The organism is Aquidulcibacter paucihalophilus (assembly GCA_030285985.1).
Classification (GTDB): domain Bacteria; phylum Pseudomonadota; class Alphaproteobacteria; order Caulobacterales; family Caulobacteraceae; genus Brevundimonas.
The window spans coordinates 516,756-538,357 of the sequence record CP127384.1 but is presented as its reverse complement, the minus strand read 5'-3'; the positions used below and the strand labels follow the sequence as shown (position 1 = coordinate 538,357).

General features: G+C 68.6%; 18 protein-coding genes. 10 read left to right on the top strand and 8 right to left on the bottom strand.

Features of this window, described 5'->3' with window-relative positions; genetic code table 11:
* Positions 1–133: 133 nt before the first annotated feature.
* Complete coding sequence (locus KB221_02735) at positions 134–610, top strand: Hsp20 family protein (GenBank protein ID WIY69947.1); 477 nt, start codon at positions 134–136, stop codon at positions 608–610.
* 103 nt (positions 611–713) lie between these two features.
* Here the strand turns inward: KB221_02735 and KB221_02730 are convergent, their stop codons facing one another.
* The 4 genes from KB221_02730 to gpmA form a co-directional block, all read right to left on the bottom strand.
* A complete protein-coding gene (locus KB221_02730; GenBank protein ID WIY69946.1) occupies positions 714–1,946 on the bottom strand; it encodes a pentapeptide repeat-containing protein in 1,233 nt (410 codons plus the stop codon).
* A complete protein-coding gene (locus tag KB221_02725) occupies positions 1,943–3,217 on the bottom strand; it encodes a pentapeptide repeat-containing protein (GenBank protein WIY69945.1) in 1,275 nt (424 codons plus the stop codon). The genes KB221_02730 and KB221_02725 overlap by 4 nt, the downstream gene beginning before the upstream one ends.
* A gap of 186 nt (positions 3,218–3,403) precedes the next feature.
* A complete protein-coding gene (locus KB221_02720; protein WIY69944.1) occupies positions 3,404–4,042 on the bottom strand; it encodes a bifunctional diaminohydroxyphosphoribosylaminopyrimidine deaminase/5-amino-6-(5-phosphoribosylamino)uracil reductase RibD in 639 nt (212 codons plus the stop codon).
* Positions 4,039–4,761 (bottom strand): 2,3-diphosphoglycerate-dependent phosphoglycerate mutase, encoded by a 723-nt coding sequence (gene gpmA, locus KB221_02715; GenBank protein ID WIY69943.1) that lies wholly within the window; start codon positions 4,759–4,761, stop codon positions 4,039–4,041. Before gpmA ends, KB221_02720 begins: the two co-directional genes overlap by 4 nt.
* Positions 4,762–4,916: 155 nt before the next feature.
* Between gpmA and KB221_02710 the strand changes: the two genes are divergently transcribed.
* Both KB221_02710 and KB221_02705 read left to right on the top strand, forming a co-directional pair.
* The gene (locus KB221_02710; GenBank protein WIY69942.1) at positions 4,917–6,416 is read left to right on the top strand and encodes a phosphomannomutase/phosphoglucomutase; all 1,500 of its coding nucleotides are present in this window, start codon (positions 4,917–4,919) and stop codon (positions 6,414–6,416) included.
* Positions 6,417–6,435: 19 nt separating this feature from the next.
* Positions 6,436–7,761: an FAD/NAD(P)-binding protein gene (locus KB221_02705; protein ID WIY69941.1), complete on the top strand. Its 1,326-nt coding sequence runs from the start codon at positions 6,436–6,438 to the stop codon at positions 7,759–7,761.
* On the opposite strand, the gene KB221_02700 is transcribed toward KB221_02705, so the two are convergent.
* Positions 7,740–8,819 (bottom strand): putative sulfate exporter family transporter, encoded by a 1,080-nt coding sequence (locus KB221_02700; GenBank protein ID WIY69940.1) that lies wholly within the window; start codon positions 8,817–8,819, stop codon positions 7,740–7,742. The genes KB221_02705 and KB221_02700 overlap by 22 nt on opposite strands.
* A gap of 17 nt (positions 8,820–8,836) precedes the next feature.
* Positions 8,837–10,186, bottom strand: coding sequence for a phosphoglucosamine mutase (gene glmM / locus KB221_02695; protein WIY69939.1), 1,350 nt, complete (start codon positions 10,184–10,186; stop codon positions 8,837–8,839).
* A 166-nt stretch (positions 10,187–10,352) separates the two neighbouring features.
* On the opposite strand from glmM, the gene glmS reads away from it, so the two are divergent.
* Together glmS and galU are read left to right on the top strand one after the other, a co-directional pair.
* Positions 10,353–12,167 (top strand): glutamine--fructose-6-phosphate transaminase (isomerizing), encoded by a 1,815-nt coding sequence (gene glmS / locus KB221_02690; GenBank protein WIY69938.1) that lies wholly within the window; start codon positions 10,353–10,355, stop codon positions 12,165–12,167.
* Between the two features lie 127 nt (positions 12,168–12,294).
* Positions 12,295–13,173, top strand: coding sequence for a UTP--glucose-1-phosphate uridylyltransferase GalU (gene galU, locus KB221_02685; GenBank protein ID WIY69937.1), 879 nt, complete (start codon positions 12,295–12,297; stop codon positions 13,171–13,173).
* Positions 13,174–13,216: 43 nt separating this feature from the next.
* Here the strand turns inward: galU and KB221_02680 are convergent, their stop codons facing one another.
* Both KB221_02680 and KB221_02675 read right to left on the bottom strand, forming a co-directional pair.
* Positions 13,217–13,444 (bottom strand): hypothetical protein, encoded by a 228-nt coding sequence (locus KB221_02680; protein WIY69936.1) that lies wholly within the window; start codon positions 13,442–13,444, stop codon positions 13,217–13,219.
* Positions 13,445–13,470: 26 nt separating this feature from the next.
* Positions 13,471–14,223 carry an alpha/beta hydrolase gene (locus KB221_02675; GenBank protein ID WIY69935.1) on the bottom strand — a complete coding sequence of 251 codons (753 nt, stop codon included), beginning with the start codon at positions 14,221–14,223 and terminating at the stop codon, positions 13,471–13,473.
* Between the two features lie 74 nt (positions 14,224–14,297).
* Here KB221_02675 and KB221_02670 point away from each other — a divergent pair, with 74 nt between their 5' ends.
* The 5 genes from KB221_02670 to KB221_02650 all read left to right on the top strand — a co-directional run bounded on the left by KB221_02670 (position 14,298) and on the right by KB221_02650 (position 21,436).
* Complete coding sequence (locus KB221_02670; GenBank protein ID WIY69934.1) at positions 14,298–15,275, top strand: glycosyltransferase family 9 protein; 978 nt, start codon at positions 14,298–14,300, stop codon at positions 15,273–15,275.
* A 137-nt stretch (positions 15,276–15,412) separates the two neighbouring features.
* Positions 15,413–15,934 carry a translation initiation factor IF-3 gene (gene infC, locus KB221_02665; protein WIY69933.1) on the top strand — a complete coding sequence of 174 codons (522 nt, stop codon included), beginning with the start codon at positions 15,413–15,415 and terminating at the stop codon, positions 15,932–15,934.
* Between the two features lie 128 nt (positions 15,935–16,062).
* Positions 16,063–18,048, top strand: coding sequence for a S9 family peptidase (locus KB221_02660; GenBank protein WIY69932.1), 1,986 nt, complete (start codon positions 16,063–16,065; stop codon positions 18,046–18,048).
* A gap of 75 nt (positions 18,049–18,123) precedes the next feature.
* Positions 18,124–19,395 (top strand): MFS transporter, encoded by a 1,272-nt coding sequence (locus KB221_02655; GenBank protein ID WIY69931.1) that lies wholly within the window; start codon positions 18,124–18,126, stop codon positions 19,393–19,395.
* A 43-nt stretch (positions 19,396–19,438) separates the two neighbouring features.
* Entirely contained in the window at positions 19,439–21,436 is a 1,998-nt protein-coding gene (locus KB221_02650; protein ID WIY69930.1) for a S9 family peptidase, read from the top strand.
* Positions 21,437–21,602: the final 166 nt, after the last annotated feature.

Here is a 21,602-nt window from a genome sequence, read left to right as displayed (position 1 = left end):
GAGGCTGCCGATTTCGGGGCCTCCAGACCGGACGGGGCCGATCATCGGGCCGACCGGACTGAACTCCCATCGCCGGTCCGGGCATCAAACCGCGGGACCGGCTCAACCTTGCTGATCCCCAGGAGGATGACCCATGCGTACCTATGATTTCACCCCGCTGTACCGTTCCGCCGTCGGCTTCGACCGTCTGGCAGGACTGCTGGAAAGCGCCGCCGCGACCCGGCAGGAAAACGGCTGGCCGCCCTACAATATCGAGACCACGGGCGAGAATGCCTACCGGATCGAGATCGCTGTAGCGGGCTTCAAGCCCGACGAGCTGACCCTTGAGGTCAAGGAGAACCTGCTCACCGTCACCGGCCGCAAGACCGCCAATGACGATGCGGGAGCCGGGCGGACCTATCTGCACCGCGGCCTCGCCGAACGCGACTTCGAGCGCCGGTTCCAGCTGGCCGACTATGTCGTGGTCAAGAGTGCGGATCTGGCCGACGGCCTGCTGTCGATCGAACTGGCCCGCGAACTGCCCGAGGCGCTCAAGCCGCGCCGTATCGAGATCGGCGCCCAGGCCTCGGCCAAGCCGCTGATCGAGGGCAAGAAGGCCAAGGCGGCCTGAGTCACCACATAGTCCGCCTCAAGCCGCGAGCCTCCGCGAGGCGAGCGTCAGGCGGCCTGCCAAGGGGGCGGCGTTCGCGTCGCCCTCTTTTTCATGGGCGGTCTCAGGCGGCGATGGCGGCCCTGGCTTCAATGGCGCGTCGCTGCTCGTCCGTCAGGGCACCGGGGTCGATCCGGGCACCGGACAGATCGGCACCGTCCAGCCGGACTCCGTCAAGCACGGCGCCTTCGAGACGGGCGAAGCGCAGGTTGGCCTCGACCAGAATGACCGGCATCGAGCGATCCTTGCCGATCGCCAGGGCACCCAGATTGGCCCCGCGGAGGTCGGCCTTGTTCAGCAGCACGCCGTTCAGGCGCGCACCGCGCAGATCCGCCCCGCGCAGATCGCAACCGCGCAGGTCAGACCCTTCAAGGCCCGCGCCCTGAAGGCCGACGCCCCGGAGATCCATCCCGGCGAGGCAGGCCTGTCTGGCGCTGAGGCCGGGCAGTCTCAGACCCTTCAGCCGGTCCCCCAGCGGACGCAGGTCCTCGCCGTCGAAGATCGCCGGCTCACCGAATACGCCACCGCTTTCGGCCCAGGCGTTGGCGTCCAGCGCCCGCTCCGCCAGCCCCTCGGCGCGGGACCGGGCATCCGAGCTCGGACTGCGCAGCGCGCCGGTCATGTCGGCGCGGCTGGTGTCGGCGCGCTCGACGGCCACCCCGGTCAGGATCGCCCCCATGAGCCGCGCGCCCTCCAGATTGCAGCCGTCAACGGACGCATCTTCCAGCATCGCGCCGGTCAGATTGGCTTCCTTGAGATTGGCCTTGGTCAGCATGGCTCCGCGCATGGAGCAGTCGCTGAAATCCGCCTTCATGGCGGTGATACCGTCGAGGTGGCCGCCGTCCAGGGTGGCCCCGGCGAAGGTCGCGCCGTCGGCGACGCCCTGACGGGTCTCGTGCCGGACCGCCGCCAGACCCCGGGTCGCATGCGGCACGGCGATGACGCCCTCGCGGAAGTCCGCCCGGGTCAGGTCGGCGTTCATCAGGCTGGCGCCGCGCAGGCAGGCGCCGCGCAGGTCCGCCCTTACCAGCTGGGCACCGGTGAAGTCCGCCCCCCTGAGGTCGGCGCAGAACAGGACGGCCCCGTTCATCCGGGCGCCGACCAGCCGGGCGTTTTCCAGCGCGCAGCCGGTGAAGTCGGCCTCGGCCAGATTGCGGCCCGACAGGTCCAGGCCGTTGAGGTCGACGAATTTCAGCATCAGGCGACGACCGCCGGGACGGCCTTCGACCAGACGTTCATGCGCCGCGATGAACATATCGAGGTCGCCCTGGGACAAGGATCGACGGACAAAGGTCATGCGACGGTATCCATGGTCTCAAGGCCGCGCGCGCCCTTGGTGATCGCATCGCCCAGATCGGCGTCGCGCAGGCAGGCACCGAACAGAATGGCCCGGCCAAGGTCCGCGCCGGTCATGATCGCGCGATTGAGGTCTGCGCCGGACAGGTCCGTTCCGCGCAGGCAAACCCCGGTCAGATCGGCGGGCAGCAGCCGGTCGGGCCCGATCATCAACGGGCCCAGCTTTGCCGCGCGCAGATCGGCGCCGTTCAGTCGTGCCCTCGCCAGCCGGGCCCCGCGGAGGTCGGCGCCCTTCAGATTCACGGACCGCAGGTCCGCATCCTCGAGATGCGCGCCCTGGAGCTGCACCCCCTCCATATCGAGCCCGTAGAAGACGGCGCCCCGCGCCGACAGGGCGGTCAGATTGTAGCCGCGGATCGACCGCAGGGCCCGCAGGTCGACGCCGTCGAAGACCGAGGGCCGCCCTTCCGCGCCGCCGGTCTCGCACCACTGGGCGTGCTCGGCGAGCATGTCCGCGGCCGGCATCTTGCCGACCGGGCTGCCGGACGAGCGCTCGTCCGTCAGGACGCCGGTCATATTGGCTCCGTCCGTCCGCCACATGGCGCTCTTGACGCCGACAAGGACCGCATCGCGGAGGTCGGCGCCGGACAGGTCCGCGCCCGAGAGGTCGGCCCCGGACAGGTCGGCACCACGGAAGCTGGCCTGCTTCAGATTGGCCCGGACCATCTTGCAGTCCTTCATGATGGCGTCGGAGAAGTCCGCCGCCACGGCCACGATTCCAGTGAGCTTCGAGCGTTCCAGATTGGCCCCAGCGAGGCAGGCCCCGTTGGCCTGGGTGTCGCTGCGCACCTTGGCCTCGACGATCTTGAAGCCCAGTTTGGCGTCGGCGGCCGCGATGGTGCCTTCGCGCAGATCGGCTTCGAACAGGTCGGCACCGGTCAGGTCCGCCCCGCGGAGGCAGGCGCCGCGCAGATCGGTCCGACGCAGGCTGGCCTCGACCAGCAGGCAGTCCTGCATGTCCGCGCCGAAGAAGGTGGCATTGTCCAGCTTGGCGCCGGAGAGGTCCGCCCCGATCAGGTTGGCCGCGGCGAAGTCCGCGTCCGCGAGGTTGCGGCCCCTGAGCGAAAGGCCGGAGAGGTCGAGCCAGGCTAGGACCGCCCGCGCGCCGCCGGGCTTGGCCTGCCACAACCGGTCGTGCCGGACGCAGATGGCGTCCAGCTCCGATTGTTCAATGCGCCTTCTGGCGGCTGGTTGGACGGCGTTCCCCGACATGGTCCCGATATGGCACGCCTCCGCTTAAGGAAGCGTGTGTAGGGGGAGTTTGGTGATTGGTGATTGGTGATTGGTGGTTGCCGCGATGACGGCAGAAGGGCGGCGCGGACCGCGCCGTCGCGCAGGCGTCGGCCAGCCACCAACCACCAATCACCAGCCAACCCCTTCCGCAGCCAGCCGCGCAGCCTAGAGCGTCAGCAGGCCCTGTTCGGCCAGGGCGTCGGCCAGTTCGCCGGGACTGACCCAGACGCGGGTGTAGCCGGCCTCCCCGAGGCGCTTCAGTTCGGTGGCCAGGTCGGCCTTGGCCGAGGCTGCGAAGCGGGCGTCGAAGCCGGCCCCGTCGGCGCTGATCCGGACCATCGGCCGGCCAGTCTCAACCCTGTGCAGATAGCCCTCGTAGAGGACCGCCGCCTCCGGGGCGAGCAGACCGGTCTCGACCTGAAGACCGGCCTTCTTCAACCGTTCCACGCCGCGGCCCGAGGCGAAGGGCGAGGGGTCGACCGCGGCGACGACAACGCGGCTGACGCCGGCGTCCATCAGGAAATGGGAGCAGGAGGTACGGCCCGAGGACCGCGCGCCGCAGGGCTCCATGGTCACATAGGCCGTCGCGCCGCGGGCCCGGTCGCCGGCGGCCGGCGCGGCCTGTTCCTCGGCATGCGGACGGCCGCCCGGCGCGGTGGCGGCCTCGGAAAGGATCTCCCCGTCCTTGACGATCACGCACCCGACCGCCGGATTGGGCCAGGTCTGGCCCATGCGGTCCTTGGCCAGGGCGATGGCCCGGCCCATGAACCGGATATCGTCGGAGGCCTGCTGCGGCGTGCTCACGCGCCGGCTCCCAGGGGCGGCAGTTCCGTCGCGCGCGCCGCGTCCAGATAGCGGGCGGCGACGGGCCTGAGCGCGGCGTCGAGGTCGATCTCCAGTGGATTGCCGGTCGGGATTTCGACCCCGACGATCCGGTCGTCGGGCACGCCGAACAGATGTTTGACGATGGCGCGCAGGGAGTTGCCGTGGGCGGCGATGAGAACATCCTCACCGGCTTTGAGACGCGGCGCGATGGCCTCGTCCCAGTAGGGAAGGACCCGGTCCAGCGTGGTCTTGAGGCTTTCGGTGTCGGGGATGGCCTGGCCCGCGTAGCGCGGATCGCCGGCGAAATCCCATTCGCCGCCCGGAACCAGCGGCGGGGGCGGAATGTCGTAGCTGCGCCGCCAGATCTTCACCTGGTCCTCGCCATGCTTCGCCGCCGTCTCGGCCTTGTCCAGGCCGGTGAGGCCGCCGTAGTGGCGTTCGTTCAGCCGCCAGTCGTTGACCACCGGCACGTCGCGCAGGCCGGCCGCGTCGAGCGCCAGCGCGCCCGTCCGCGTCGCCCGCTTCAGCACCGAGGTGAACATGACCGCGGGCCGGAAACCCGCCGCGGCGATCTGTTCGCCCGCACGCCGCGCCTGGGCCTCGCCCTCGGCCGTCAGATCGACGTCGACCCAGCCGGTGAACCGATTGTCGAGGTTCCACTGGCTCTGGCCGTGACGCAGCAGGATCAAACGGGGCATTCGGGTCTCCGGATAGGATGTTGGGGGTAGGACCGGCGGCGGCGCGGGTCAAGACGAGCGATCGGACGCAGCCTTGCCGAAGCCGGGGCGTTGTTGTCCGGGCACCACCGGATGCCCTATAGCCACGCTGTTCCCTGTCTCTCCCAAGGCTCCCGATGCAAAAGCCCCGCTCCGACCTGCGCCCCAACACCGCCGAGTACGAGACCGTTCCGCTGGTCAAGGCGACGGGGTTCCGCGAATACGACGCGCGCTGGATCCTGGAGAAGGAGATCAATCTGCTCGGCATACAGGCCCTGGGTCTGGGACTGGCGACCTATGTCCATGAGATCGGGCAAAGGCCGCGGATCGTGGTCGGCCACGATTTCCGCTCCTATTCGCTGAGCGTGAAACAGGCCCTGACCCTCGGCCTGCTGGAAGGCGGGATGGAGGTGCTGGACATCGGGCTGGCCCTGTCGCCGACGGCCTATTTCGCCCAGTTCGCCCTCGACGCACCATGCGTGGCCATGGTCACGGCCAGCCACAACGAGAACGGCTGGACCGGGGTCAAGATGGGGGCCAATCCGCCCCTGACCTTCGGCCCCGACGAGATCGGGCGCCTGAAGGACATCGTCCTGAACGGCGAGGGCGTGAACCGCCCGGGCGGTTCGCTGACCCGGGTCGAGGGCTTCCGCGAACGCTATCTGGAAGAGATCACGTCCACGGTGAAGCTGAGCCGGCCGATCAAGGTCGTCGCCGCCTGCGGCAACGGCACGGCCGGGGCCTTTGCGCCCGAGGCCCTGCGCCGAATGGGGGCCGAGGTCATCGAGATGGACACCGACCTCGACTGGACCTTCCCGAAATACAATCCCAACCCCGAAGACCACGCCATGCTCATGCAGATGGCGGCGCGGGTGCGTGAGACCGGCGCCGAGCTGGCGCTGGGCTTCGACGGCGACGGCGACCGCTGCGGCGTCGTGGATGACACCGGCGAGGAGATCTATGCCGACAAGATCGGCCTGATGCTGGGGCGCGACCTGTCGGCCCTGCACCCCAACGCCACCTTCGTCGTCGATGTGAAATCGACCGGCCTGTACAAGACCGACCCGGTGCTGAAGTCGAATGGCGCCGACGTCGTCTACTGGAAGACGGGCCACAGCTACATCAAGCGCAAGACCGCCGAACTGGGGGCCCTGGCCGGGTTCGAGAAGTCGGGCCACTTCTTCTTCAACGCGCCGCTGGGCCGAGGCTATGACGACGGCATCGTCGCCGCCGGGGCCGTGCTGGCCATGCTGGACCGCAACCCGGGCAAGTCCCTGTCGCAGCTCAAGGCCGCCCTACCCGATGCCTGGACTTCGATGACCATGTCGCCGCACTGCGACGACGAGCTGAAATACGGCGTACTGGAGCGGATCGTCGCCGAGTATCAGGCGCTGGCCGACGCCGGCGGTTCGATCCTGGGACGCAGGATCGTCGAGGCAATCACGGTCAACGGGGTGCGGGTGCACCTGGACGACGGGTCGTGGGTGCTGGTGCGCGCCTCGTCCAACAAGCCGGAGCTGGTGGTGGTGGTCGAGAGCATGCGCTCCGAAGCCGATATGCGCGCACTGTTCCGTGAAGAGGTGAAGCCGCGGCTGGCGAAATACCCAGAGATCGGGGCCTATAATCAGGAGCTCTGAAGCCTTCGGAGGGGACGGGGTGTCCGACGGCGGACCGGGCGTGGTGATCGTTGGCGGCGGCTTCTCCGGGGCCATGCTGGCCGCGCGGCTGACCGAACGCGGCGTCGCCTGCAGCCTGATCGACCGCACGGGGACGTTCGGACCCGGCCTGGCCTATTCGACACCGTTCGAAGGGCATCTGCTCAATGTCCGGTCCGACCGCATGAGCGCGGTGGAAGGCAGGCCCGGCGACTTCGTGGACTGGCTTCGGGACAACTGTCCGCAACAGGCAGACCCGGACGGGTTCGCAGCGCGCCGGCTTTACGGCGAATATCTGCAGCACCGGCTGAACACCGCACGCCTCGCCCATCCCGGAATGATCGAGCTCATCACCGGCGAGGTGGCGGCGATCGGGCCCGACAGCGTGCGCCTGTCCGACGGACGGGTCGTCGCCGCGCGCGCAGTCGTGCTGGCGACCGGCAACCCCGCCCCGAAGACGGCCGGCAAAGGGTCTCGCCGCATCATCCCGGATCCCTGGGCGCTCACCGCCCTGGAGCGGATCGGCCCGGAGGATGAGGTGATCATCGTCGGGACGGGCCTGACCATGGTCGATATGGTCCTGTGGCTGGACGCGACGGGCCGCCGGGGCCGGATCACGGCCCTGTCCCGTCGCGGCCTGATGCCCCGGGTTCACGGCGCGGGTCACGACCGCCCCGGAACGCCGACCGAAGCCCTGCTGACCGGCCGCCTTTCGGGTCGGCTGGCGGAAGCCCGTCGTCTGACGTCACACGGCGACTGGCGTGGCCTGATGGAAGGCCTGCGGCCCCTGACGGCGGGGCTGTGGTTCGCGGCGGATGCCGGCACCCGCGCGCGCTGGCTGCGGCATCTCCGACCCTGGTGGGATGTTCATCGCCACCGCATCCCGGCCCACGTCGATGAGACCGTGAAGCGGTTCCAGGCCGCCGGACGCCTTGGCCTGGTGCCGGGCCGGATCGAGCGGATCGAGGCAGGCGACGACGGCGTGGCGCTGCACTGGCGCGCGCGGGATGGATCGGCCCGGTCCTCGATCACCGGCCAGTGGCTGATCGACTGCACAGGCCCCGGTCACGCCCCGCTTGAGAATCCCCTGACCGGTCCCCTGATCAAGGCCCGTCGCGCACGCCTTGATCCTGTCGGTCTGGGTCTCGATCTGGATGCCGAAGGGCGGCTGCTGGCCGCCGACGGATCGTCCGACGGCCGCCTGTTCGCCCTCGGCCCGCCCGCCCGTGCCGCCTTCTGGGAAACGACCGCCGTGCCGGATATCCGCAAGCGGATCGAAGGTCTGGTCGATCGTCTGGCCGGGGCTCAGGTCACCGCCAGCAGGTAGATCAGGGCGAGGGCCAGTCCGAGCAGGGCCAGCAGCGACAGGATCACCACCGCCGCGATACGGACGCCGGAACGGGCGACCGCCCGGGCGTCCGTGCTGAGCCCAAGGGCGGCCATCGACAGCCCGGTCAGGATCTTGGCGGTGTCCGCCATCACCGGCACGGCGGCGGCCGGGATCAGGTCCATGGACCGCGCCGCCATCATCAGCAGGAAGCCGATGATGAACCACGGGACCAGCTGATGGATCGCGACGCCGCGCCGGGGTGCCGTCACCGCCTCCCCCTTGCGACCGCGGACCGCCGTCAGGATCGCCAGGCCGAGGCAGACAGGCCCCAGCATCAGCACGCGCACGAGCTTGATCAGCGTCCCGGCCTGGTTGGCGACGGCACCCACGGGCAGGGTGGCGGCGAGGACCTGTGGCACGGCATAGACGGTCAGGCCTGCGAGGACGCCGTAGCGGACGTCCGACATGCCAAGGGCCGCGCCCAGCAGGGGCAGGAGCAAGACCACCGCCACCCCCAGCACCGCGGTGAAGGCAATGGCGGCGGAGACGTCGTCGGCCTCGGCGTCGATCACCGGGGCTACGGCGGCAATGGCGGAGTTGCCGCAGATGGCGTTGCCGCAGGCGATCAGCACCGCCATCCGGTGCGGCAGGCGCAGCAGCCGCCCGATCCCGTAGCTGATGATCAGCGCAAGGACGACCACCACCGCCGTGCCCGCGAGCAGTCCGGGTCCGATGGCCATGACCGTCGCGGCGCTGACCGAGGCACCCAGCAGGACCACGGCGATCTCGAGCAGGGTGCGGGCGCTGAACTCGACGCCGGGCTTCAGGGCCGCAGGCGGAGTCCAGACACTGCGGATCGCGGCACCGATGAGGATGGCAAGGACGATGGCGTCGACCCAGCCGCGTCCGAACAGCCGCAACTCCAGCGTCTGGACGGCGACCGCCGCCAGGGCGACCGCGACACAGGCGATCAGGCCGGGGATCAGGGCAAGGACGCCGGTGCGGCGGGCGGGAATCATGGGGTGAGACTGCGCCGGTCCGGCGGCGGGTTCCATCGTTGAGTTTGGAGCCCCTAGCCCGCCGCCTTCACCGCCGCGACCACATCAGCGACCACAGATTTCACCAGCTTCGCGTCGTCGCCCTCGGCCATGACCCGGATCAGTTTTTCGGTCCCCGAGGGGCGTACCAGCAGGCGGCCGACGCCGGCGAGCCGCGCCTCCGCCTCGGCGATGGCCGCCTTGACGCCGGCGTCCTGGAGCGGCTTGCCCGAGGTGTAGCGGACGTTTTCCAGCTTCTGCGGCACGGTCTCGAACTGCCTGGCCAGTTCGCTCATCGGCTTGCCGCTTTCCACGAGCACCGCCAGCACCTGAAGTGCGGACATCAAGCCGTCGCCGGTGGTGGCGTGGTCGTGCAGGATGATGTGGCCGGACTGTTCGCCACCGAGGTTGAAGCCGCCCTCGCGCATCCGTTCCATGACATAGCGGTCGCCGACCTTGGTGCGCTCCAGCGAGAGGTCGTGGCTGTTCAACAGCCGCTCGAGCCCGAGGTTGGACATCACCGTGGCGACGACACCACCGCCCTTGAGCAGGCCACGTTTTGCCCAGTCCAGGGCGACGAGGGCCATGATCTGGTCGCCGTCGACGACCTGACCCTTCTCGTCACAGATGATGACCCGGTCGGCGTCGCCGTCGAGGGCAATGCCGATGTCGGCGCGGTAGCGTTTGACCGCCTCGGCCAGGGTTTCGGGATGGGTCGAACCGCAGTCGGCGTTGATGTTCAGGCCGTTGGGCTCGACGCCCACCGCGCAGACTTCCGCGCCCAGCTCATAGAGGGTGGTCGGCGCGACCCGGTAGCCGGCCCCGTTGGCGCAGTCGACGGCGACGCGCAGGCCCTGCAGGCTCAGGCCCTTGGGGAAGCTGGCCTTGGCGATCTCGACGTAGCGGGCCTGGGCGTCGTCGATGCGCTTGACCCGGCCTAGGGCGTCGGGCGGCGCCAGATCGGCGTCCAGCGCCTGATCCATCATCGATTCAATCTTCAGCTCGACCGCATCCGACAACTTGTAACCGTCGGGGCCGAACAGCTTGATGCCGTTGTCGAGATAGGAGTTGTGGGAGGCCGAGATCATCACCCCGATGTCGGCGCGCATCGAGCGGGTCATCATGGCCACGCCCGGCGTCGGCAGCGGACCGAAGGTCCGCACGTCCATCCCGGCCGAGGAGAAGCCCGCGACCAGCGCCGGCTCGATCATATAGCCCGACAGACGCGTGTCCTTGCCGATGACGACAAGGTGGCGGCGTTCGTCGGACGACATGAACAGACGGCCCGCCGCGAGGCCGACACGCAGGGCCACCTCCGGGGTCATCGGATGGGTGTTGGCCCGGCCACGGATGCCGTCCGTGCCGAAGTACCTGCGTTCTCCCAACTGTCGCTTCCTTATGACTACGGCGTCGCAGAAATCTTGCGAAACCGCATTTTAGATGCAAATCCAGCCGCCTGTCGCCTACACGACATCTGACGATGACGGTGGCTTAGACTCTCCACCGCCCGTGCGCAAAGCGCGGAAAGCCAGAATCTCGAGGATATAATCCATGTGCGGCATCATTGGCGTGACAGGCGTTGGCCCGGCCGTTCCCCGTCTGATCGACAGCCTGAAGCGGCTGGAATACCGGGGCTATGACTCCGCCGGCGTGGCCGCCCTGGTCGATGGTCGCATCGAGCGGCGTCGGGCCAAGGGCAAGATCCGGGAACTGGAAGCGGTGCTGCTCGCCGAGCCGTTGGCCGCCACGGTCGGCATCGGCCACACGCGTTGGGCCACCCACGGTGCCCCGACCACGATCAACGCCCACCCGCACAAGGCAGGGCGCGTGGTGCTGGTGCACAACGGCATCATCGAGAATTTCGCCGAGCTGAAGGCCGAACTGATGGCCGAGGGCCATGTGTTCGAAAGCCAGACCGACACCGAGGTCGTGGCCCACGCCCTCGACCGCGCGCTCGAAACCGCCAACGACCCGATGGTGGCGTTCAAGAGCGTGCTCGACCGGCTGACCGGTGCCTATGCGCTCGCGGTCCTGATCGAGGGCGAGGACGGACTGATCCTCGGTGCCCGGCGCGGCAGCCCCCTGGTGGTCGGCTGGGGCGAAGGCGAGATGTATCTCGGCTCTGACGCCCTGGCGGTCGGACCGTTCACCACGCAGATCTCCTACCTCGAGGAAGGCGACTACGTCGGCCTCGACCGCAGCGGCGCGCGGATGTTCGACGTCGGCGGCAATGCTGTCACCCGGCCGATCGTCCAGGTCTCCGCCTCCTCGGCCCTCGTCGAGAAGGGCGAATACCGGCACTTCATGGAAAAGGAGATCCATGAGCAGCCGGACAGCGTCCAGCACACCCTCTCGCACTACCTCGACTTCGTGAACGGCAAGGCCAAGACGGACTCGGCGGACTTCGCCGCCATCGACCGCCTGCAGATCATTGCCTGCGGCACCGCCTTCTATGCCGGCCAGATCGGGCGTTATGCGTTCGAGAAACTGGCCAACCTGCCCTGCGACGTCGAGATCGCCTCGGAGTTCCGCTACCGCCAGCCGGCGCTGACGCCGGGCACCCTGGCCGTGGCGGTCAGCCAGTCCGGCGAGACCGCGGACACCCTGGCCAGCCTGTCCTGGTGCAAGGGCAAGGGCCTGCGCACGGCCGCCCTCGTCAATGTCCACTCGTCATCGATGGCGCGGGAGGCCGAGACCCTCTGGCCGACCCACGCCGGCCCCGAGATCGGCGTGGCCTCGACCAAGGCGTTCACCGCCCAGGTCGCTGCCCTGCTGGCGCTCGCCGTCGCCGCCGGGGTGCAGCGCGGGGTCATCGACGTCGCGAAGGAGGCCGAACTCGTCAAGGCCCTGTTCGAAGCCCCCCGGCTGATCGCCGAGGCCATGGGCATGGAGGACGACCTGAAGGCGGTGGCCCATGACATCTCCAAGGCCACGGACGTTCTGTTCCTCGGCCGCGGCGCGATGTTCCCGCTGGCCATGGAAGGCGCGCTGAAGCTGAAGGAGATCAGCTACATCCATGCCGAGGGCTATGCCGCCGGCGAGCTGAAGCACGGGCCCATCGCTCTCGTCGACGAACTGACGCCGATCGTCGCCCTCGCCCCGATGGATGAGGTGTTCGAAAAGACCGCCTCGAACCTGCAGGAAGTGGCCGCGCGCGGCGGGCCGGTGATCATGATCGCGCCGAAGTCCGCGCCCGATCCGCACGGCGCCGGCATCCGCCGCGTCGATGCGCCCGAGTGCCATTCGCTGATCGCGCCGCTGATCTACGCCATCCCGGTGCAGCTGCTGGCCTATTACACCGCCGTCCAGAAGGGCACGGATGTCGACCAGCCCCGCAACCTGGCCAAGTCCGTCACCGTCGAGTGATCGTAACGGGCTTCGCCACCCCCTCCACCACTCGCGCAAGAGCGCACGGGTGGTGCTCCTCCCCGTTCGCGAAGCGAATTGGGAGGAAATGCGTTAGGCTGCCCGACCCCGCCGTTCAGGATTTCCCATGACCGCTCCCGCCCGCCGCCTTCGCAAGGCCGTCCTCCCTGTCGCCGGTCTCGGCACCCGGGTTCTGCCCGGGACCAAGACCACGCCCAAGGAACTGCTGAACGTCGTCGACCGGCCGATCCTCAGCTACATCGTCGAGGAAGCGCGCGAGGCGGGGATCGAGCACATCGTCTTCGTCACCGGGCGGTCGAAGGGGGCGATCGAGGACTATTTCGATCACCAGATCGAGCTCGAGGCCCAACTGCTGGCCAAGGGCAAGACCCAGCTGCTGGACATGATGATTGCCGAACTGGCCACCGCCGGCGAGATGAGTTTCACCCGGCAGATGCAGCCCCTCGGTCTGGGCCACGCGGTCTGGTGCGCGCGGGACATCATCGGCGATGAGCCGTTCGCCGTCCTGTTGCCCGACGTCATCGTGGATTCACAGCCGGGTGCCCTGAAGCAGCTGGCCGACGTCTATGCCCGCGTCGGCGGCAATGTCATCGGCGTTGAGGCGGTGCCGGAGAGCGAGACCCACAAATACGGCATCGTCGATCCGGAGAACCGGGACGGCCGGCATATCCGCATGAAGGGGATGGTCGAAAAGCCGCCCCGGGGCGAGGCGCCGTCGAACCTTTCGATCTCGGGCCGCTACATCCTGCAGCCGGAAATCTTCGGCATTCTGGAGAACCAGCCGCGCGGGGCGGGCGGCGAAATCCAGCTGACCGACGGCATGGCGCGGCTGATGAAGGACCAGACCTTCACGGCGGTCGAATATGAGGGCGTCACCCACGACTGCGGCGACAAGATCGGCCTGTTGCGAGCGAATGTCGCCCTGGCGCTGAAGCGACCGGACCTCGGCGAGGCCGCCCGCGCGGCCATAGTCGCGCTTCTCTAGGCAAGACCGGCGCGCAAGCGCGCCGGTGATCGCCCTGCCCGGCTCAGCCGCCGGTGGTCAGGCGCGAGGCGCCGCCGGAGATGCGGCAGACATTGTCATTCTGCGGACGGCCGCTCTGCTGGCCCGTCGGGGAGAGAATGCCGCCCCGTGCCTCGCAACTGTCGGACAGCTGCTGAAGCTCCTGGGCATAGGTGCTGGAGCCGGTGGTCGGGGCGCAGGCGGCGAGGGCGAGCAGAAGGGTGGCGGGGGCGGCGAGGATCAGGGGGCGCATGGCGGGGTCTCCTTGCGATGGGGCCTCTATCTAAACGCCTGAAGCCGCATTCGTTCAACCGCCTCGATCAGTCGCTCCAGATCGTCGGGCGTGGAAAGGCGATGGTCCCCGCCCTCAATCAGGTCCAGACGCACGTCCCCGCCGACCAGACGCTCGACGAGGGCGGTCGAATGCCGCCAGGGCACCACATCGTCCGCCCGGCCCTGGAAGATGTGAACCGGCGCGGCGATCGGCAGGGGGGCCCCGAGCAGCAGCCAGTCGCGGCCTTCCTCGAACATGCTCAGGGTCAGGACGTATTCGCCGAACCCCTCCTCGAGGATGACGATCTCGCCGTCGCGCAGGATGGCGTGGCGCTCATGATCGGCGAGGCTGGGCCACATCAGCCGTTCGGTGAAGTCCTGGGCCGGATTGATCAGCACGAGGCCGGCCATCCGCCCGGGCCGGGCCAGGGCCGCCAGCAGCGCCACCCAGCCTCCCATGGACGAGCCGACCAGCACGACGGGCCCCTTCAGGCTGTCGATCATGCAGATGGCGTCCTCCCGCCATCGCCCGATCGTGGCCTTGCGCCAGTCGCCCGAGGACTTGCCGTGAGCGAAATGGTCGTAGCGGACATAGTCCCAGCCGCGTTCGCGGGCCGTGACGTCCAGCGCCACGGCCTTGGTTCCCTCCATGTCGGAGCGGAAGCCGCCGATCCAGACCACGGTGGGGCCTTCGCCGTCGACTCGGCGGTATGCCAGGGTCTCGCCGCCCCGGCAGGTCAGGTGCTGGATGTCGTCCAATCGCGGCTCCTCTCGCGAAAGTCCTCGTGGACTGATAGCGAACCCCGGGAAAGCGAAGCGAAGGCCAAAAACGCGTGACAGATACCAAGGCTGCCAGGAAGGTCCTGTTCGTCACTTCTAACCGCATCGGCGACTGCGTCATATCCTCCGGTGTGATCCGGGAGATCGCGCGGCAGGTTCCGGGTGCCCGGATCACCGTCGCCTGCGGACGACCGCCCGCGCCCTTCTTCCGTTCAGCGCCCGATGTGGAACGGGTCATCATCCTCGACAAGAAGAAGCTGGCCGGACACTGGGTCGACCTGTGGCGTCAGGTCGTCGGCACGCGCTGGGACATGGTCATCGACATCCGCGGCTCGGCGCTCAGCTATCTGATCCCTGCGAAACGGCGGGTGGTCTACAATCGCAGCTGGGAGACAGGCCTGCGCAAGGTCGAGATGGTGTCGCGCATGATGGGCGCGCCGGCCCCGCTGGATCCCGAAATCTTCCTCGACGCCCGGGCCGTCGCCGACCGTCAGGCGGTGCTTGATCCGCAACTGGCCGGCGGCAGCGGGCCCGGCCCGATTATCGCCCTCGCCCCCATCGCCCACCAGCCCGGCAAGAGCTGGCCCGCCGAGCGGTGGGGCCAGCTGGTCGAAAAGCTGAAGGCCGAGCCCCGGTTCGACGGCTGGCGCTTCATGGCCGTGGGCGGGCCGGGCGACCGGCCACCGGCGACGCCGGCCCTCGAGGCCGCCGGGCCGCGCGGCATCGACTTCATCGGCAAGGGTGACATCCTGGCCTCGGCCGCGGCGATCGACGTCGCCGACCTGTTCGTCGGCAATGATTCCGGACTGATGCACGTCTCCGCCGCCCTCGGCCGGCCGACACTGGGCCTGTTCGGCCCGACCGAGTGGTGGCTGTATGGTCCGTGGGGCCCGCGGACCCGCACCGCAGCCTCGAATGAGACCCGCGGCGCGTTCGCGCCGATCGAGGCGCTGACCGTGGACCGTGTCTTTGAGGCCGTCCTCGACCTTCACGACGCCTACATCGCAGGTCACGGGGCGCCCAAACCTTGAAGACCGGGGCTTTCACGGTCATATAGGCCCCCGTAGGGGAACGCCGCGATCCATCGCGCGCTCATCCTCGTCAGAACTCCGCCTCCTCATCCACGACTCCCCATCCACGCAAGGAACCGACGCTCATTCGCCGTCCGATGAACCAGCCGCCCGTCAAGGACGGGCCGCCCATGAACCAAGATATCCGCGCACCGCGCGTTCTGCTCATCGATCAGAACGGCGAGAAGCAGGGCGTCATGCCGACGTCAGCCGCGCTGGAAGCCGCCGAAGAGGCCGGCATGGATCTGGTTCAGATCGTCTCCACGTCCGAGCCGCCGGTCTGCAAGATTCTCGATTACGGCAAATTCCGCTTCCAGGAGCAGAAGAAGAAGGCCGAGGCGCGCAAGCGCCAGAAGGTCGTCGAGCTGAAAGAGATCAAGCTCCGCCCCAACATCGACGTCCACGACTATGAGGTGAAGGCCAAGGCCATGCACCGCTTCTTCGACGAGGGCGACAAGGTCAAGGTGACGCTGCGCTTCCGCGGCCGCGAAATGGCCCACCCGGAACTGGGCATGAAGCTGCTCAACAAGGTCCAGGCTGATTTCGAGGAAATCGCCAAGGTCGAATACGCCCCGCGTATGGAAGGCCGTCAGATGATCATGATCCTCGCGCCGAAATAACGGTCGCGCACCATCGACTTCGAAAAGCCCCGACCGGAAACGGCCGGGGCTTTTCTTTTGGCCGCGCCTCCTTGCAACCGGGGCTCGGGGCGATGGAAAAGGATACCCGGCAAAGGGGAGCGTGCGTCGTGTTCAAGTCATGGGTGAGGGCGTGCGCGCTCGCGGTCGCCGCGCTTTGCCTTGGTGCGAATACGGAAACCTGGGCCCAGAGCGCCGTTCCTGCAGCCCCGCCGCTCGAGGCCTATGGCGCGACCCCCGGCATAGAGCTCGTCGAGCTGTCGCCCAGCGGCGCGCTGATCGCCCGCATCACGGTCAGGGGCGAAACACGCTCTCTCGCCGTCACCCGGATCGCGACGGCCGAGGACCTTTTCGTCGGCGATATCAGCGTCATCAAGGTGCGCGACCTGCGCTGGATCGGCGAGAGCCGGGTTCTGGTGGTGACGTCGCAGACCCGCAACATCGCCTCCCTGGGCGTACCGCGCCAGGAACTCTTCTTCGGCCAGGTGCTCGACCTGGAGACCGGAAGGGTGGTGCAGATGCTGGACCGCACGACGGATGTGCTGCCGGTGCTTTACGGACCCGCACTGGTCCGCAACACCAGCGAGGGAGACACCCTGTTCGTGCGCGGCGTCAGCACCGTCAATGACCAGGCCAACCTGCACCGCGTCGACCCCAGAACCGGGCGCGGCCGCTCGGTGGCCTATATGGACAGCACGACCGACGACTATGTGCTCGACGGCGAAGGCGAGATCATCGCCCTGTCGCGCTATGATGAGCGCACCGGCCGCTGGTCCCTGCGCCTGCCCCAGGGGTCGGGTCACCGCGAGGTCTGGACGGTCGATGCGCCGGTCGATGTTCCGGCGCTGCTGGGCATGGGGCGCACGCCCCGCACCATCATCATCAGCGCCGATCGGCCGGACCTCGCGTCTGAGGACGCGGAGCCCGCGGACGAGGTGTTCGAGGTCAATGTCGACACCGGCGAATGGAGCCGCCTGCCGTTCGAACGCCAGCCGGGCTTTCTGGTGCGTCACCCCCGCACCCGTATGCTGATCGGCGGCGGCCGCGATGAAGAGGCCGGAGTCCGGTACGAATTTCTCGACCCGCAGGCCGCGCGGCGGTGGCAGTCCGTCGAACGGGCCTTCCGGGGCAAGGCCCCGCAACTGGTGTCCTGGAACGATGCGCTGAGCCAGGTTGTCGTCTTCACCGACACGGGCGAGGCCGGTCAGTATCATCTGGTCGATTTCGATCGCCGCACCGCGGACATCGTGGCGGATGCCTATCCGGCCATCGCGCCCGAGCAGGTGGGCGCGGTGCGATCCATCCACTACGCCGCACGGGACGGGCTCGACATTCCCGCATACCTGACCCTTCCGCCGGGCGTGACCGATCCTTCGGGCCTGCCGCTGGTGGTGCTGGCCCACGGCGGGCCGGCCTCGCGGGATGTGGCGGGCTTCGACTGGTGGGCCCAGGCGCTGGCGTCGCGCGGCTATGCGGTGCTGCAGGCCAATTTCCGGGGTTCGACCGGCTATGGCCGCGCCTTCCTCGAGGCGGGTTATGGCGAATGGGGCCGCAAGATGCAGACGGACCTGTCCGACGGCGTGCGCTGGCTGGCGGCGGAGGGCATCATCGACCCCGCCCGCGTCTGCATCGTCGGCGCCAGCTACGGCGGCTATGCGGCGATGGCGGGCCTGACCCTGGACAGCGACGTCTATCGCTGCGGCGTCTCCGTCGCCGGCGTGTCGGACCTGCGCCGCATGGTCAACTGGGAGGCGGAGCAGGCGCGCCACAAGAACAATCAGACCGTCCGCTACTGGAACCGGTTCATGGGGGCGGCCCGGCTCAACGACCGCGCCCTGGACGCGCTCTCACCGGCCTTTCTTGCGGCCTCGGTCGACAGCCCCCTGCTGTTGATCCACGGCCGGGACGATACGGTCGTCCCGATCGAACAGAGCCGGGTCATGGCCGAGGCCCTGCGGCGTGCGGGCAAGCCGGTCGAGTTCGTGGAATTGCCGGGCGAGGACCACTGGCTGTCGCGCTCCGCGACGCGGCAGCAAATGCTGGCCGAGACGGTCCGCTTCCTCGAGGTGAACAATCCAGCAGGCCCGGCGAACTGACCTTCGCCAGCTTCACCTTGCGCGGCCGCGCGATCTGACTCACACAGGGATCGCCCCCCGCCCGAGTAACGCCCCGTGACGTCAGCCGCCCTGCCCCAGCCTCCGTCGCGCTCGGCGCTGTTCGTCCTGTTCGGGGTAGTGTTCATCAACCTGGTCGGGTTCGGCATCGTCATTCCGTTGCTGCCCTTCTACGGCCAGACGCTGGACGCGCCGCCGTGGCAGGTGGCGCTGATGTTCTCGGCCTATTCGCTGGGCCAGTTCGTGGCCGAGCCGTTCTGGGGGCGGCTGTCGGATCGCATCGGGCGCAAGCCGGTGCTGATGATCACCATCCTCGCCAACGCGGCCGGCTATCTGGCCCTCGCCTTCGTGCCCAACATCTGGCTGGCCATCGGGGTGAGGCTGTTCACCGGCCTCGGCGCCGGCAATGTCTCGACCGCCCAGGGCTATGTCGCCGACGTGACCCCGCCCGAGCTGCGCGCGGGCCGGATGGGACTGATCGGCGCCGCCTTCGGTCTGGGCTTCATCTTCGGCCCGGCGATCGGCGGTCTGCTGACCCGGCCGGACCTGGGGCCGCTGGGCTACCAGCTGCCGATCTTCACCGCCTCCGGCATGTGCCTGCTCGCCGCCCTCGGCGTGGCCTTCCTGCTCAAGGAAAGCCGGGTCAAGGCCGATGCCGCCGCGCCGCGCCCGCCCTTCCTCGGCGGTGTCCGGGACGCCGTTGCCAATCCGGTGGTGTCACGGGTCCTGCTGGTCACCCTGATCTATATGGCCGGCTTCTCGGGGTGGGAATCGACCTTCGGCTTCTGGACCGAGGCCCGCTACAGCTGGACCGCGCGCGAGGTCGGCCTGTGTTTCATGGTCGTCGGGATCGTCTCGGTGATCTGCCAGGGCTTTCTGGCCGGCCGGCTGGCACGCCGGTTCGGTGAGTCCCGCGTGCTTGCGGTCGGCTGCCTGACCTTCGGCACCAGCCTGATTGCCCAGGTCTTCGCCAGCCGCCTGTTGCCCGATGCCGACTGGCTGGTGCCGGCGATCATGGCGGTAGGGGCCTCAGGCATGGCGATGACCATGCCCAATATCTCGGCCCTGATCTCGCGCTCGGTCGATCCGGACCGTCAGGGGGCCATGCTTGGGCTGAACATGGCTTCCAGCTCGATCGCGCGGATCTTCGGGCCGATCATCGCCGGCGCCATCTTCTCGCAGATCGGCCACGACTGGCCGTTCCTGATCGGCGCGGCCCTGACCATTCCGGCGGCGGTGATGGCGATCAATGCCGGAAAGGCCTTCCGGAAGCGTCAGGCCGCCGCAACTTCGCCGGGTCCCTTGCCGCCAGCGCAGGTTCAGGGCTAGCAATGTCCGGGCGCTCGTGTGCGCCGGGGGAGTTTCAGTGCAAGTGAGTTTCAAAAGGGCCCGTGCTTCGGCACGGATTGCGCTGGCGCTCGGCCTGGTGTCTTCGGGCGCGCAGGCGCAGGAGGCCGCGCCGCTGGAGGCCTATGGGGCCCTGCCGGCGATCGAGTTCGTCCAGGTCTCGCCGTCCGGAGATCGCCTCGCCTATGTCACGGTCGCCGGAGACCAGCGCGCTCTGGTGGTGACGCAGGTCGCTGACGGCCAGCTCCTGACCGGAGCCCGGGTCGGAGACGCGAAGGTTCGCGACGTCGAGTGGGTGGGTGAGGACGCCGTGCTCTCGACCACCTCGACGACCCAGTCGATTCCGCTGTTCGGCGTCTCCAAGACCGAATTTTTCATGGGGCAGATGCACGACCTGAGCGGGCGCCGGATGCGACAGGTCTTCAGCGACCAGACCGGTATGTGGCCGATCATGGTGGGTCCGCCGATGGTCCGGCAGACGCCGGACGGTCCCCGCCTGTTCGTGGCGGGCTTCAACTTCACCGCCGGCGAAGTCAGCCTGTTCGGAATCAATCCGGCGACCGGCAATGCCCGCATGCTGGTCCGGTCCGACTTCGACGTCGAGACCGATGTGCTCAGTTCTGACGGCGTCCTGATCGCCCGGTCCGAATACGACGAACGGCGCAAACAGTGGACCCTGTACATCGCCGCCGCTGGTGAGCGGTTGCGTCTGGGATGGACGACCCATGCCCCCCTGGACTCGCCCGCGCTCCTCGGCCTCGGCCGGACGGACGGCACGGTGCTGGTCAATGCGCGGCGCCCTGACCTGACCGGCGAGGCGACGGGCGAGGGGCCGGACGCCGATACGCCCGAGGAGGCCCTCGACGACCTTTTCGAGGTCGATGTGGTGACCGGGACCTGGACGCGCCTGGATTTCGAGGCCCATCCCAGCTTCCTGATCCATCATCCCCGCTCGCGACTGCTGATCGGCAGCGGGCGGGTCGGGGATGAGGGGACCGAATACGCCTTCATCGACCCGGCCGCCGGACGCATCTGGTCCACAATTGCCCGCGCATTCGCGGGCCGGGCGCCGGAGATTGTCTCGTGGAGCGACGACCTTCGCACCCTGGTGGTCATGAGCGGCGGGTCAGGCGATTCCGGCGGCTACCACCTGGTCGACCTCGATACCCGGGCGTCGCGGATCGTCGGCGAGACCTACCCGGCCCTGACCGCCGACCGCGTCGGAACGGTGCGTGCGATCCAGTACGCGGCCGGGGACGGGCTGGAGATCAACGGCTATCTGACCTTGCCGCCCGGCGTGACGGATCCGAAAAACCTGCCCCTGATTGTGCTGGCGCACGGCGGACCGGCGTCGCGGGACGTGATGGGCTTCGACTGGTGGGCCCAGGCGATCGCTTCGCGCGGCTATGCGGTGCTCCAGCCCAATTTCCGTGGCTCCTCAGGCTATGGCGAGGCCTTCCTGGAGGCCGGCTACGGCGAATGGGGCCGCAAGATGCAGACCGACCTGTCGGACGGCGTCCGCTGGCTGGCCAGCCAGGGCATCGCCGACCCGGCCCGGGTCTGCATCGTGGGTGCGTCCTATGGCGGGTATGCCGCGCTGGCGGGCGCGACCATCGACCCGTCCGCCTACCGTTGCGCTGTTTCGGTGGCGGGCGTGTCGGACCTGCGCCGCATGCTGGAATGGGAAGCCCAGCAGGGGCCCCGCCGTGACAACCAGGTGGTTCGCTACTGGAACCGGTTCATGGGCGTGGAGCGCGCGAACGATCCATCGCTCGAAGCGCTGTCCCCGGCCAGACTGGCGGAGGAGGCCGGGATGCCGATCATGCTGCTGCACGGCCGGGACGACACCGTTGTGCCCATGGAACAGAGCCGCATCATGGCCTCCGCCCTCCGGGCGGCCGGCAAGCCCTACGAGATGATCGAACTCGAGGGCGAGGATCACTGGCTTTCCCGCGCCGACACGCGTCTGCGGATGCTGACCGAAAGTCTTCGCTTCATCGAGGCGCACAACCCGCCGGACTGACGCCCGACCTTCGCGGCCTTGCTTTCCCGCGCTGGCTGGCCTAGAAGCCGCGCCTTCGCGTACCGAACCGCCGGGCTAAAAGGCATGCCTGGGCGGTTCTCATCAGGGTTTCCAATCGGACGGCTCCAAAGGCCTGAAGAACCGGCAACCCACTCAAAAAGAGAGT